Annotated in this window: 10 protein-coding genes; 8 read left to right on the forward strand and 2 right to left on the reverse strand. The window is 61.5% G+C overall.

Translation table 11 applies throughout. From position 1 onward, the window contains the following. Positions 1 to 119: 119 nt before the first annotated feature. A complete protein-coding gene (locus tag JKL48_RS19915; protein ID WP_201986624.1) occupies positions 120 to 1,178 on the reverse strand; it encodes a LacI family DNA-binding transcriptional regulator in 1,059 nt (352 codons plus the stop codon). Positions 1,179 to 1,680: 502 nt separating this feature from the next. Here JKL48_RS19915 and JKL48_RS19920 point away from each other — a divergent pair. Then, on the forward strand, positions 1,681 to 2,046 hold the full coding sequence (locus JKL48_RS19920) for a hypothetical protein (protein ID WP_201986626.1): 366 nt from the start codon (positions 1,681 to 1,683) through the stop codon (positions 2,044 to 2,046). Between the two features lie 186 nt (positions 2,047 to 2,232). Here JKL48_RS19920 and JKL48_RS19925 read toward each other — a convergent pair whose 3' ends face one another. Further along, positions 2,233 to 3,465: an NADP-dependent isocitrate dehydrogenase gene (locus JKL48_RS19925; RefSeq protein ID WP_201986628.1), complete on the reverse strand. Its 1,233-nt coding sequence runs from the start codon at positions 3,463 to 3,465 to the stop codon at positions 2,233 to 2,235. A 302-nt stretch (positions 3,466 to 3,767) separates the two neighbouring features. On the opposite strand from JKL48_RS19925, the gene JKL48_RS19930 reads away from it, so the two are divergent. The 7 genes from JKL48_RS19930 to JKL48_RS19960 all read left to right on the forward strand — a co-directional run bounded on the left by JKL48_RS19930 (position 3,768) and on the right by JKL48_RS19960 (position 12,988). Continuing rightward, on the forward strand, positions 3,768 to 4,358 hold the full coding sequence (locus JKL48_RS19930; RefSeq protein ID WP_201986630.1) for a Crp/Fnr family transcriptional regulator: 591 nt from the start codon (positions 3,768 to 3,770) through the stop codon (positions 4,356 to 4,358). A gap of 80 nt (positions 4,359 to 4,438) precedes the next feature. Beyond that, positions 4,439 to 5,137: a hypothetical protein gene (locus tag JKL48_RS19935; protein WP_201986632.1), complete on the forward strand. Its 699-nt coding sequence runs from the start codon at positions 4,439 to 4,441 to the stop codon at positions 5,135 to 5,137. A gap of 245 nt (positions 5,138 to 5,382) precedes the next feature. Next, a complete protein-coding gene (locus JKL48_RS19940; RefSeq protein WP_317191975.1) occupies positions 5,383 to 7,104 on the forward strand; it encodes a glycoside hydrolase family 9 protein in 1,722 nt (573 codons plus the stop codon). 286 nt (positions 7,105 to 7,390) lie between these two features. After that, positions 7,391 to 8,296 carry a LysR substrate-binding domain-containing protein gene (locus tag JKL48_RS19945; protein WP_201986634.1) on the forward strand — a complete coding sequence of 302 codons (906 nt, stop codon included), beginning with the start codon at positions 7,391 to 7,393 and terminating at the stop codon, positions 8,294 to 8,296. An 84-nt stretch (positions 8,297 to 8,380) separates the two neighbouring features. After that, positions 8,381 to 9,421, forward strand: coding sequence for a YeiH family protein (locus JKL48_RS19950; protein ID WP_201986636.1), 1,041 nt, complete (start codon positions 8,381 to 8,383; stop codon positions 9,419 to 9,421). A 609-nt stretch (positions 9,422 to 10,030) separates the two neighbouring features. After that, complete coding sequence (locus tag JKL48_RS19955; RefSeq protein WP_201986638.1) at positions 10,031 to 11,671, forward strand: glycosyltransferase family 39 protein; 1,641 nt, start codon at positions 10,031 to 10,033, stop codon at positions 11,669 to 11,671. Positions 11,672 to 11,815: 144 nt separating this feature from the next. Beyond that, a complete protein-coding gene (locus JKL48_RS19960; protein ID WP_201986640.1) occupies positions 11,816 to 12,988 on the forward strand; it encodes a hypothetical protein in 1,173 nt (390 codons plus the stop codon). Positions 12,989 to 13,390: the final 402 nt, after the last annotated feature.

Raw genomic sequence — 13,390 nt, forward strand, 5'->3', positions numbered from 1 at the left:
CAAGTCGTTCAACGACGGGCGGGGGCAGGCCCCGCACCCTACTTCCTTTTTCGCAAACCACTTCGCGACGAGTATAAGTGCCGTCGGTGGTCCGCAACGCCCCTAGCAAAACTTTGCCGCTATTGCTGGTTTTTAGCAGTTTGGGCCAGCTGCCCGTGCAACGACGAATCCCGCACCATGAGCATGGGTTTGAGCACAATGCGCTGCCCGGTGAAGGTATCCGTGCGCTTGAGCAGCTGCAGAAATAGCTGCACCGCCGCTTCGCCCATTAGCTCGCCGCGCTGGTCTACCGATGTGAGCCGCGGCCGCACCATGGTGGTGAAGGGCTCGTTGCTGAAGCCGGCCAGTGCCATGGTTTTCGGCACCTGAATGCCGCTTTCCATCATCACTTGCAAGGCGCCGGCCGCGGCAAAATCGTAGGCGGAGAATACCGCATCGAGTTGGATGTTGCTTTCCAGCAGGTGCCGCATGGCGGCCACGCCGCCATTTTCCCGGGAGTTGGCCAGCGGCACCACCAGCGCTGCATCGTAGGGCAGGCCGTGGGCCAGCAGGGCATCGTGGTAGCCCTGGTGCCGGTTGAAGGTGATGTTGAGGTGCTGCGGGCCCGCGAGGTGGGCAATGCGCCGGCAGCCCTGCTCAATGAGGTGCTTCGTGACCTGGTACGCCCCGAGGTAGTCGTCCAGCACCACGCCGCACACGTTCGGCAGTTCGGGCATGCGGTCAAAAAACACCAGCGGAATGCCCTTGCGCCGCACCTGCTCGAAATGCGCAAAGTCCAGCGTCGTGTTCGACATCGACACCAGCACGCCGTCGACCTGGGCTTTCAGCAAGGCGTTGATGTGCTTTTTTTCCCGGTCCACCTCTTCGCTCGACTGGCATATCATCACGTTGAAGCCCGCTTTGCTGGCCAGCTTTTCGATGCCGTGCACCACCGCCGGAAAAAACGCTCCGTTGATATGCGGCACAATCACGCCCAGCATGTTGCTGCGCCCGCTTCGCAAGGACGCCGCCAGGTTATTAGGCTGGTAATTGAGTTTTTCGGCCAGCGCCCACACCTGTGCCTTGGTCGCATCACTCACGTCAATGGCATTGTTCAGTGCCCGCGAAATGGTGGAAACCGAGAAACCCAGCTCCGCAGCTAAGTCGTGGATGGAGATACGTTTTTTGCCTTTGGCCATGTGCTTGTCTCAAAAATAGCTCGAAAGCCTTACTTCCCGGCCAAAGGTGGGGCAGTAGAACACGTACCAACCGGCCAGTCCCTTGGCGACCAGCACTGCAGCATTCCGACATGGTGGGAAGCAGCAGGCTTTCTCGATTTTATAAACAGCGCTGCTTGCAAAAAGGAACATCGACGGAATAACAGCGTCAAAAGCGGCCGGCTGTGGTTCAGACTCTGTTGGTGGGCTAAGGTAAGCGCATTTGCCGGGCCGGCCCAAGTGCCCACAAAGGAGCTTTATCGATATTCTGGCCGGTTCTGCCGATGAAGTAGCCGTGGGGTGTAGTGGCTACTGGTTGTAATACAGCGAGTTGGCCGCAATGGGCTAAATGCCCGCTCTTCACCCTGGCACAGGCCTTGCATTTGGAGTTGGCAGACGCGCCTACCAACAACCTCCCTTTACCGCCGCTTACGCATTGTGCTTCCCGGCTTCATCTCATCACTTCTTCCCCCATTCTTTTGTCATGAAAACCTCCCTGCTTTCGCTCGCAACCGCCGCCATCTTATTTGCTTCTACCGCTGCTTCGGCCGCCAGCCCTTTCGATCACAACGACCCCCGCCGCATGTCGCCTCCCGAACGGGCTCGTTACGAAGCCGCCCTGCGCAGCCAGCGCGAAAACGAGCGCCGCCTCGCCCTGGAACGGGCCCGCAACGAAGCCGCGCAGCGCCGCATCCAAGAGGAGCAGCAGCGCCGCCAAGCCCAGGAGCAGCGCGCCCGCCTCGAAGCCCAGCGCCGCGCCGAGCAGCAGCAAGCCGCCGAGCGCGCCCGCTATGAAGCCCAGCACCGCAACGACCGGCACGATGACCGCCGCGACTACCACGGCCGCTAGTCTTCGAAAGACCAATAAGCAAAAAGCCCCTTCCGAATGCCGGAAGGGGCTTTTTGCTTAGTAACCGCACGGTCATGCTGAGCGCAGCCAAAGCATCTCTACTGCACAAGTAATTCATTTGCTATTGCGGTAGAGATGCTTCGGCTGTGCTCAGCATGACCGTTCTTTATTGCCCGGTTGAGTCTGTTACTTGCCCAGCTTGGCTTTCAGGTTCTCGTCCAGCGCTTCCAGGAATTCCTCGGTGTAGAGGTAGTCGCGGCCGTGCTCCACCTTATTGCCGTGGATGCAGACGGCGAGGTCCTTGGTCATTTTGCCGCTTTCTACGGTTTCGATGCACACCTGCTCCAGCGCGTGGCAGAAATCGATGAGCTCCTGGTTGCCGTCGAGCTTGCCGCGGAACTCCAGGCCGCGCGTCCAGGCGAAGATGCTGGCAATCGGGTTGGTCGAGGTCGGCTTGCCTTTCTGGTGGTCGCGGTAGTGGCGCGTCACGGTGCCGTGGGCGGCTTCGGCCTCCATCACGGTGCCATCGGGCGTTACCAGCGTGCTGGTCATCAGGCCGAGCGAGCCGAAGCCCTGGGCCACGGTGTCGCTCTGCACGTCGCCGTCGTAGTTTTTGCAGGCCCACACGAAGTTGCCGTTCCATTTCAGGGCCGAGGCCACCATGTCGTCAATCAGGCGGTGCTCGTAGGTGATGCCGGCCTCCTTGAACTTGGCCAAATAGTCCTGCTCGTAAATCTCCTGGAAGATGTCCTTGAAGCGGCCGTCGTACTTCTTCAGGATGGTGTTTTTGGTGCTCAGGTACAGCGGCCAGCCTTTCATCAGGGCCTGGTTGAAGCAGGCGTGGGCGAAGCCGCGGATGCTTTCGTCGGTGTTGTACATGGCCAGGGCCACGCCATCGCTCTTGAAGTTGTATACTTCAAACGACTGCTCGGCGCCGCCGTCTTCGGGCGTGAAGGTGATGGTGAGCTTGCCCTTGCCCTTGGTCACGAAATCGGTGGCGCGGTACTGGTCGCCGAAGGCGTGGCGGCCGATGCAAATCGGGGCCGTCCAGTTCGGTACCAGGCGGGGCACGTTGCTCATCACAATGGGCTCGCGGAATACGGTGCCATCCAGGATGTTGCGGATGGTGCCGTTCGGCGACTTCCACATTTGCTTCAGACCAAACTCTGCTACCCGCTCCTCGTCGGGCGTGATGGTGGCGCACTTAATGCCCACCCCGTACTGCTTGATGGCGTTGGCCGAGTCGATGGTCACCTGGTCATTCGTCTCGTCGCGGTACTCAATGCCGAGGTCGTAGTACTTGATGTCGAGGTCGAGGTAGGGCAGGATGAGTTTGTCCTTGATAAATTTCCAGATGATGCGCGTCATTTCGTCGCCATCGAGCTCCACTACGGGGTTTGCTACTTTGATTTTGGTCATGTCCACTACGGGCTTGGGGGTTGGATGTGTAATGAGCGGCCGCGGCCACCCGGCTAAAAAACGGCAGTCCGGGCGTCGGCAGCAGCGGGTGGGCCTGCTGCAAAACCCTGCCTGCAATTACTAGCAAAGGTATTCACGGGGCGCGGGCATTCGCTATCGATTGCGCAGTCTTTCCGCACCTTCTGCCGCGGCGAGCAGTGAGCCGAGCGACAGCGGCTTTGGCAGTACTTGGCCAAAAACGGTGTAGCTTTCCCGACGGGAAAAATGCCTGATTGGCCGGCGTTGAGCGGCCGCGATAAAAAATGGAACGGGAAAAACTGATTCGTTTTCTGCTCAGCTCCGGCCTGATGAGCCGGCCCCAGGCCGAAGAAATTGCCGGGCAGTTCCAGCCCCGTACGCTGGAAAGGAATGCATTTTTGCTCCAAGCCGGCCGGGTGAGCGACGAGTACCTGTTTCTGGACCGCGGCCTGCTGCGCGCCTTCGTGCACGATGCCGACGGCAACGACGTGACGACCGGCTTCTTTTCCGGCGGCCACGTGGCCCTGGAATTCGCGTCGTTTTTCAACCGCACGCCTTCGCAGGAACACCTGCAGGCCCTCACCGACTGCGCCGGCTGGTTCATCACCTACGCCCAGCTCAATGCCCTGTTTCATGCGCGGCCGGAGTTCCGGGAGTTTGGCCGCTCCGTGCTGGTGCGCGGCCTCATCACGCTCAAAAGCCGCATGCTGAACCAGATAACCGAAACGGCCACGGCCCGTTACGAAAGCCTGCTCAAAACCAATCCCGAAATCCTGCTGCACGCTCCGCTCAAGCATGTGGCCAGCTACCTGGGCGTCACCGACTCGTCGCTGAGTCGCATTCGGGCCGGCGCGAAAGAGGCGGGCGGGACGTAATTTCTTGCCATTTGGCAAGGGCCAGTGGGGGAGGACCCCGGTTCCTTTGTAGGGCACTCAAAGCCCTGATTTCCTGATTTATGGAACACGTACCCGCTGCCCTCGGCCTCGCATTTGGCCTCGCTAATGCCCTTGCGGTGGTACTTTTTTATCGTGCTACCCGGCAGTCGCGGCGCACCTTGTATGTGCTGCTGGTGTGGCTGCTTTTCCAGGCCGGCCTGGGGCTGAGTGGTTTTTATGCGGCCTCGCCTACCACACTGCCGCCCCGGTTGCTGCTGGCGCTGGTGCCGCCTCTACTACTGATAATGGGCCTGGTGCTTACCCGGCCCGGCCGGGCCTACCTCGATGGCCTGCGGCCAGACCGGCTCACACTGCTGCACCTCGTGCGGGTGCCTGTGGAGCTGGTGCTATTGGGCCTGTTCCTGCACCAGGCCGTGCCGCAGCTCATGACGTTTGAAGGCCGCAACTGGGACATTCTCTCGGGTCTGAGCGCCCCGCTGGTGTACCTGCTGGTTTTCCGGCGCAAGCAATTGGGGCCCCGGTTTCTGCTGGCGTGGAATGTGGTTTGTCTGGGCCTGCTGCTCAATATCGTGACCAATGCGGTGCTCTCGGTGCCTTCGCCCTTGCAGCAGTTTGCGTTTGAGCAGCCCAATGTGGCCATTCTGCATTTCCCGTTTGTGTGGCTGCCGAGCTGCGTGGTGCCGCTGGTGCTGCTGGCCCACGTAGCGGCCATTCGGCTGCTTGTCCGTGAGCTGCGAGCAGGCCGGCCGCAAGGGTGAAGGGGACAGGTATTCCACGGTGAGCCCATGGTGGTTTTCTGGCTCGTGAACAGGCGGTGGACCGTAGCGCAAACTTTGTAGTTCGCGCACCTGAACGATACCCGAACAGCTTTAGCGGCGTGGCGACGCGAACTACAAAGTTCGCGCTACGGCCCCCACCGACCCTGAAACCGCTTTAACTTGCCGCTGTGAATGCTGCCCATAATTTGCTTCGACGCTCGTTAGTCGCGTCCCTTTTCTACCGTGTGCCCTTGCTGCTTTTTGTGCTGCTGAGCAGCCGCGCCACGCCACTACAAGCCCAGGCCGCCACCGACAGCATCCGGCTGAACCAGATAGGGTTTTACCCGCGGGGCCCCAAGCTGGCGGTGATAACCGGGGCAAAGAAGCCGGGCAAATTCTTCGTCACCACGCCCGACCACCGCACCCCCGTTTTTACCGGCACGCTGCAACTGGGCAAGCAGCTGCGCACCGCCGACTTTTCGGCCTTCCAGACGCCCGGCACTTACGTGCTCAGCGTGCCGGGGACGGGATTTTCCTACCCGTTCCAGATTCGGGCCCGTGTGCACGAGGCCGTGGCCAGCGCCGCCCTGAAAAGCTACTATTACCAACGAGCCTCCACAGAGCTACCGGCGCGCTACGCCGGCCGCTGGAGCCGTGCCGCCGGCCACCCCGACACACGGGTGCTGGTGCATCCATCGGCCGCCACCACCGAGCGCCCGGCCCAAACCGTGCTGGCCGCTCCCCGTGGCTGGTACGATGCCGGCGACTACAACAAATACGTCGTCAATTCCGGCGTCACGCTCGGCACGCTGCTGTCGTTGTACGAAGAATTCCCCGCGTACTGCGCCGCCCGCCGCACCAACATTCCGGAAAGCGCCAACGACCTGCCCGACCTGCTGGACGAAGCCCTTTGGAACCTGCGCTGGCTGCTGGCCATGCAGGACCCGCTCGATGGCGGCGTGTACCACAAGCTCACCAACCCCGCCTTCGATGCCTTTGTAATGCCCGCCGCGGCCCAGGCCCCCCGCTACGTGGTGCAAAAAAGTACGGCCGCCACCCTCGACTTTGCCGCCGTGATGGCCCAGGCCAGCCGCATTGCCGGGGGCTTTCCGCGCCAGTTGCCGGGCCTGGCCGATTCGTGCCTCCGCGCTGCTACGCAAGCCTGGCAGTGGGCCCAGATGCATCCGCAGGACTACTACCGGCAAAACGAAATCAACACGCAGACCGACCCGGACATCCAAACCGGCGAGTATAGCGACGACGAGCTGCGCGACGAGCGGGCCTGGGCCGCCGCCGAGCTGTTCATCACCACGCGCGATGCGGAGTACTACAAAGCCTTCCGGCCCGCCCTGGACCGCGCGCTGCCGCTGGCCTCCTGGGCGCAGGTGCAGGCGCTGGCGTTTTATTCGCTGGCCCGCTTCCGCGCCCAACTGCCCGCCGTGGCACGGCCCGATGCCGACCTCATCCGTCTGCGCCTGCTTACGCTGGCCGATACCCTGATTGCTGGTGCCGCGCAACGCCCTTACCAAACGGCAATGGGCCGCAGCACCGATTTTCAGTGGGGCAGCAACGGTTTGGCGGCCAACCAGGGCGTGGCCCTGCTCCAGGCCTACCGGCTCAGTGGCAAAAAAGCCTACCTGCGCAGCGCCCTCACCAACCTGGATTACCTGCTGGGCCGCAATGCCACGGGCTATTGTTTCGTGACGGGCTACGGCACCAAGTCGCCCCGGCACCCGCACCACCGCCCTTCCGAAGCCGACGGCATTGCGGAGCCGGTGCCCAGTTTCCTGGTAGGCGGCCCCAATCCCGGCCAGCAGGACGGCTGCAAATACCCTTCCGCCCGCCCCGAAAAGTCGTACACCGACCTCGTCTGCTCCTATGCTTCCAATGAGGTGGCCATCAATTGGAGCGCGCCGCTGGTGTACCTGGCGTTTGCCATTGAGGCGTATCAGGATGCATTGCCTTAAGGCGCTTGGTGCCTGAAGGCTCGTCATGCAGAGCGCAGCGAAGAATCTCGCGCCATCACTAGAGCGGTTTCGGGGCTGGTGTACCGTAGCGCGAACTGTGTCGTTCGCGTGCCAGAACGAGCTAGCGGCGCGGAGACGCGAACGACACAGGTCGCGCTACTGACCGCACGTATACTGACTGCGAAACGGCTCTAATTCTACGATTGGGTTACTCTCACATGCGAGATGCTTCGCTGCGCTCTGCATGACGTTCTGGTATTACTGACTACTGACCACGAAAAAAAATATGTCCGATTTTCGTTTGCGGGTGTTTCAGGCCGTGGCCCAGCACCTAAGTTTTACCAAGGCGGCGCAGGGCTTGTTTATCACCCAGCCCGCCGTCACCAAGCACATTCGCGAGCTGGAGCGGCAGTACGGACAGCGGCTGCTGGAACGCCGGGGCAACCGGGTGGCCCTCACCGAAGCGGGCCGGCTGCTGCTGGCGCACGCCGATGCCGTCATGGGCGCGCAACAGCAGCTGGAAGAGCGGCTCCATGCCCTGCGCGACCCCGACGAAGCGGCCGGCCGCCTGCGCCTGGGCGCCAGCACCACGCTCAGCCAATACGTGCTGCCTAGCCTGTTGCCAGCCTTTCAGCGGCGCTACCCCAAAGTAGAGCTGACGCTGCTCAACGCCAATTCGGAGCACATTGCCGAAGCCCTGCTGCACGGCAACCTCGACCTCGGTTTTGTGGAAGGCCGCTCCCGCTCCCGCGACTTGCACCACGAACTCCTGCTGCCCGATGAGCTGGTGGCCGTGCGCGCTGCTACCCCGGCCGGCCCCGCGCCGCTAGCGCTGGCCGAGGCGCTGGCCTGCCCACTGGTGCTGCGCGAGCGCGGCTCGGGCACGCTGGAGGTGCTGGAATTTGCCCTGCGGGAACGGAAAATCAAGCTTGCCAGCCTGTCGGTGGCTTTTTATTTCGACAACACCGAAGCCATTAAAAGCTACCTCGAAGCGGCGCCGGAGGCGTTGGGGTTTGTGTCGCGCAGGGCGCTGAGCCGCGAGCTGGCCACCGGCCACCTCGAAATAGTGCCCGTGACTAGCCTTCACCTCCCCCGTCAGTTTGACGCCGTGTGGGTGCAGGGCCAGCCCCTGACCCGTCCGGCGCAGCGGTTTCTGGTCTTCGTGCAGCAGCATGTCAAAGTCATGCTATAACTTTAAGTTATTTCATATAACATTTTAAGATAACCATGTAGCAGGGTGGCGCCGTAAATTCGAATGCTCATTACCATCCTCGCTATGCCTCGTCCCACCCTGTTGCCGCCCGCAGCCAAGCGTTTGGCCACCGCGCCCGTTTCTACGCCGCCTACTGGTTTCTTTGGCCGTTGCCATACGCCGCATCTGGTGCTGGGGCATGCCGTAACGGGAAGCCAGCTGGTATTTGGCACATTGCTGCTGTTTTGCCTCACGCCGTGGGCGTCGCCGCCCGTGGCGCTGGCCCTCGGACTGCTACTGGCCCAAACGGTGGGCAACCCCTTTAGCCGCCACACCAAGTGGTTCACCACCAGGCTGCTCCAGTACTCGGTGGTAGGGCTGGGCTTTGGAATGAATGCCCACGCGGCAGTGCAGGCCGGGCGCGAGGGCATTCTGTTCACGGTGGCGTCCATTGGCGGCACGCTGGTGCTGGGCTACGTGGTAGGGCGCTGGCTGGGGCTGGGGCGCCGTGTGGTACACCTCATTTCCTGCGGCACCGCCATTTGCGGGGGCAGCGCCATTGCCGCCGTGGGGCCGGTGCTGCGGGCCCAGGACGAAGAAATGTCGGTAGCGCTGGGCACGGTGTTCGTGCTCAATGCGCTGGCGCTGTTTGCCTTCCCGCCCATTGGCCACGCGCTGGCCCTGACGCAGCACCAGTTTGGCCTGTGGTGCGCCATTGCCATTCACGACACTTCGTCGGTGGTGGGCGCTGCCGCCGCTTACGGCGACGAGGCCCTGCAGGTAGCCACCACGGTGAAGCTGGCCCGCGCCCTCTGGATTATTCCGGTGGCCTTAGGTACGGCGCTCGCATTCAAGCAGAAAGGCGTGAAAGTGCAGCTGCCTTACTTCATCCTCGGCTTTGTGCTGGCTATGCTGGTTAACACCTACGTGCCGGCGGCCCGGCCACTGGGGCCGGCGCTGGTGGGCTTGGCCAAAACGGGCCTCACGGTCACGCTCTTTTTCATTGGCGCGGGGTTGTCGATGGCGGTCGTAAAGGCGGTGGGGGCGCGGCCGTATCTGCTGGGGGCGTTGCTGTGGCTGGCCGTGTCGTGTGTTTCTCTCTGGACAGTTCTGCGAGTCGTGTAGTACGCGCTAGCCGGTTAGCCACCAAGTGAACGGACCGAAGTAAAAAGGAGCAATAAATTATATGTAAAAAATTCTATCTGTTTTTGCTAATAATTGATTGTTAAGTTGATGTATTTATAATAATTAAAATTTGAAAAATAATAAATTGGCCGCTTAGTATAAATGATACTTTTTTTAATTACATTTATGTAAACCAATGGAATGCTATGATGAATACAAGGCCGTTTTACTCCAGTCATCCCGATGCTAAAGGGTCAACTATTTATCACACTCACCCGCTGTGCCGCATTGCTCAGCAGATAGCGCCCGAAGCCAGAATTGAGGGTATGGGCGAAGACCGGGAGCAATGTCCGTTTTGTTTTGTGCTGGGAGAGTTCCAGACCAACCGCGAGCAACGCCGACGGCAGCCCGTCGCCGCTTTGTATCATCCTGCCGTTGAGCAACGCGTAGCAGGCGAGCGGGCCGTAAACCGTCAGAACATGCGGCAAGCCCCAAGCCAGAGCAGCTCGTCCGGCTTCAACCAGCAGGCTTAGGCAGGGGGGCTGCGTAGGCTGGCCAGCTAGCATCTTTGTGGAGCAGTGGCTGGCACCAACTCCACTGCCGCACCTTTTGGCCTTTTTCTATACATTCTTTCGGGCACGCCGCTGGGTGGTGCGCCTGTTTTTTGGGGCTCTGGTGCTGCTGGGCATTGCCCTGCACCGAGACTACGGCATGAGCTGGGACGAACCCGCCGACCGACTCAGCGCCTTTGTAAGTGCCAAGTATGTAGCGTTGCGGGTGGCACCTGAGCTGGCGGCCCGGCAGCCGCGCTTGGCCGATATTCCGGACATCCGCTCGCACGCCGATGCCGACCACGGTGCCCTCTTTATGCTGCCGCTGGTGGTGCTGGAAGCCTTGTGGCCCGGCCCTGACCCCGCCGAATGGGCTTACCGACGGCACTTGGCGGTGTTCCTGCTGTTTGTGGCCGGGGCGTGGGGCGTGTACCGGCTGGGCCGCGAGCGGCTGGGTAGCTGGCGCTGGGGCTTGCTGGGGGCCGGCCTGCTGGTGCTGTCGCCGCGCCTGTTTGGCGAGGCGTTTTACAATGCCAAGGACCTGGTTTTTCTGAGTTTGTTCACGCTGGCCGTGCTCACGCTGCTCTGGCTGTTGCGGCAGCCCACGGGGGGGCGGGCCTTGCTGCACGCCGCGGCCACGGCCGCCGCGCTCGACGTGCGCAGCATGGGGGTAGTGCTGTTGCCGCTCACATTGGGGTTTGCGGCGTTGGAAATGGCGTACCGGCCGAAGGAGCGCCGGCCGCTGGCGGGCGCGCTGGCCCTGTACCTGCCGGCAGCAGCGGTACTGGTGGTGCTGGGCTGGCCCTACCTGTGGGAGCATCCGGTGGGCAATTTTGTGGCTGCGCTGCGCAGTTTCAGCCACTTTGGGCGATTGAAAATTGACGTGTTTTACCTGGGACAGTTCGTGTCGATTCGGGAATTGCCGTGGCACTACGCGCCGGTGTGGCTGCTCATTACCACGCCGTGGCCGTACGTGGCCCTGTTTGGGGTGGGGCTGGTGGGCATGAGCGGGGCGGTGTGGCAGGCGGGGCCGGCGCAGTGGCTGCGGCGCGCAAGCGCTCGATACGACTTGCTGCTACTGGCCTGGTTCTTCGGTCCGCTGCTGGCCGTGATGGTGCTGCATTCGGTGCTGTACGACGGCTGGCGGCACCTCTACTTCATCTATCCGGCTTTTTTGCTCATTGCCGTGCAGGGCTTGCAGTGGCTGTGGCGAGCTTGGCAAACAAGGCTCGACGGAGCGCCAACCGACCGAGCGCGGCGGGTGGCCCTCGGGGCCGTGCTGGCAGCTTTGGCGCTGGGTACGGCGCAAGTCGGCTGGCGCATGGTGGCCGAGCATCCGTTCCAATACGTGTACTTCAGTTTTCTGCCCGGCCGGGCCATTGAGCAGAATTTTGAGCGCGACTGGTGGGGGCTCTCCATAAAGCAGGGCCTAGAGTGGGTGCTGGCCCACGATGCGCGCCCGCAGGTGCCGGTGAGCATGGACGCCCGCACCGAACTCACCTTGCAAATCAACGCCAAGATGCTGCCTCCGGCCGCCCGCGCCCGCCTGCGGGTGGTGTCGCCCGATTCGGCTGTGGGCGGCTATTTCCTGAGCATTCACCGCTGGCATCCGGGGCCGTACCCCGCCAGCATGGGGCAGCCGGTGCACACCATTCGGGTGGGCGGGGCAACTATTCTGACGGTGCTGCGGCGGCGCTGAGTAGGCGGCGGGACGTTTCTTTGCGTTCAGGTTGTCCTGCTTTTTAGTTGTCAGTTGTTCGAGGTCGGTTGTTCGCTTCAACGTAAACCCCTCGACTGAAATTAACAACAGACAACGAACAACGAGCAATTATACAACTACCTTATGCTGCTGCTTGAAGTGACCAATGCCCGCCTGGCGCGACAATTTATTGAATTACCTGCCCGCCTACACAAGGATGTGCCTCACTACATTGGGCCGCTGGAAAACGAGGTAGAAGTCGTCTTTGACCCGGTCAAAAACCCAAAATTCACCAACGGCGAAGCCATTCGCTGGGTGCTGACCGATGCCGGTACGGGCGAGGTGGTGGGGCGGGTAGCGGCGTTTCTGAACCGCGACGCCGTGGACGTGCAGAACGCCGACCTGCCCACCGGCGGCCTGGGCTTCTTTGAGTGCATCGACGACCAGGCGGCGGCCAATGAGCTGTTCGACGCCGGGCGCAAGTGGCTGCTGGCGCGCGGCATGCAGGCCATGGACGGCCCCATCAACTTCGGCGAGCGGGACCGGTTCTGGGGCCTGCTCATCGATGGCTATGACCTGGAGCCGAACTACGGCATGTTCTGGCACCCACCGTACTACCGGCAGCTGTTCGAAACCTACGGCTTTCAGCTCTATTTCAAGCAGTACACTTGCTACCGCACCACCGAGGCGCCACTGCACCCCAGCTTCGCCAAGCGGGCCGAAGAGCACGCCGGGGCGTACCGTTTCGAGCATGCCCGCAAGCAAAACCCCGAGCGGCTGGCCCAAGATTTCCACCACGTGTATAACCTGGCCTGGGCCCGGCATTCAGGCGTGAAGCACATGACGCTGGACCAGGCCCGCCGCATTGTGCGCGAAATGAAGCCCGTGCTGGACGAGCGCCTGCTGTGGTTTGCCTACCACGGCCAGGAGCCGGTGGCTTTTTTCATCAGTCTGCCCGAGCTCAACCAGATTTTCAAGCACGTGGGCCGGCGCCTGAACCTGTGGGGTAAGCTACGTTTTGTGGTAGCCCAATGGCGTTTCATGCGGCGGCCCGACAAAAAAATGTTTGGCATCATTTACGGGGTGGTGCCCGAGCACCAGGGCAAAGGCGTGGACGCCGCGATGCTGGTATACGCCCGGCAGGCCTTCATCGACGCGGGCTATGCCGACCTGGAAATGAACTGGATTGGCGACTTCAACCCGCGCATGCTGGTGACCATCCGCTCTATCGGCGCCAAAATCATCAAAACCCACGCCACTTACCGCTACCTCTTCGACCGGGAGCGGCCGTTTGAGCGCATGCCCATCATTCGGTGAAATACTGCTTGGCAAACGTCATGCAGAGCGCAGCGAAGCATCTCGCGTGCAACAGTATTTCAATCACAAGAAAAGATTTAGAGCAGTTTCGGAGTCGGTGTACCGTAGCGCGAACGGTGTAGTTCGCGTCCCCGCGCCGTCTTATCGAAGCGACTGGCGCGAGGACGCGAACTACAAAGTTCGCGCTACTTCCAGCGCCTGTACACCGACTCCGAAACCGCTGTAGAGCAGTTTTCGGGTTGGAGTACGGATGTAGAGACGCACTATTTTGCGTCTCGTCGTTGAACGGAATCGTGCAACGTTACTCCCGCGAGCTGTTCAACGACGAGACGCAAAATATGGCGTCTCTATCCCGTTCAAACGACCATACACTGACTTGAAACCGCTCTAAATCAACAAAGC

Source organism: Hymenobacter rubidus, from assembly GCF_016734815.1.
Classification (GTDB): Bacteria; Bacteroidota; Bacteroidia; order Cytophagales; family Hymenobacteraceae; genus Hymenobacter; species Hymenobacter rubidus.

Coding starts and splice junctions, on each gene's coding strand:
- JKL48_RS19915 (WP_201986624.1), bottom strand. CDS start 1,178: ATGGCCAAAGGCAAAAAACGTATCTCCATCCACGACTTAGCTGCGGAG.
- JKL48_RS19920 (WP_201986626.1), top strand. CDS start 1,681: ATGAAAACCTCCCTGCTTTCGCTCGCAACCGCCGCCATCTTATTTGCT.
- JKL48_RS19925 (WP_201986628.1), bottom strand. CDS start 3,465: ATGACCAAAATCAAAGTAGCAAACCCCGTAGTGGAGCTCGATGGCGAC.
- JKL48_RS19930 (WP_201986630.1), top strand. CDS start 3,768: ATGGAACGGGAAAAACTGATTCGTTTTCTGCTCAGCTCCGGCCTGATG.
- JKL48_RS19935 (WP_201986632.1), top strand. CDS start 4,439: ATGGAACACGTACCCGCTGCCCTCGGCCTCGCATTTGGCCTCGCTAAT.
- JKL48_RS19945 (WP_201986634.1), top strand. CDS start 7,391: ATGTCCGATTTTCGTTTGCGGGTGTTTCAGGCCGTGGCCCAGCACCTA.
- JKL48_RS19950 (WP_201986636.1), top strand. CDS start 8,381: ATGCCTCGTCCCACCCTGTTGCCGCCCGCAGCCAAGCGTTTGGCCACC.
- JKL48_RS19960 (WP_201986640.1), top strand. CDS start 11,816: ATGCTGCTGCTTGAAGTGACCAATGCCCGCCTGGCGCGACAATTTATT.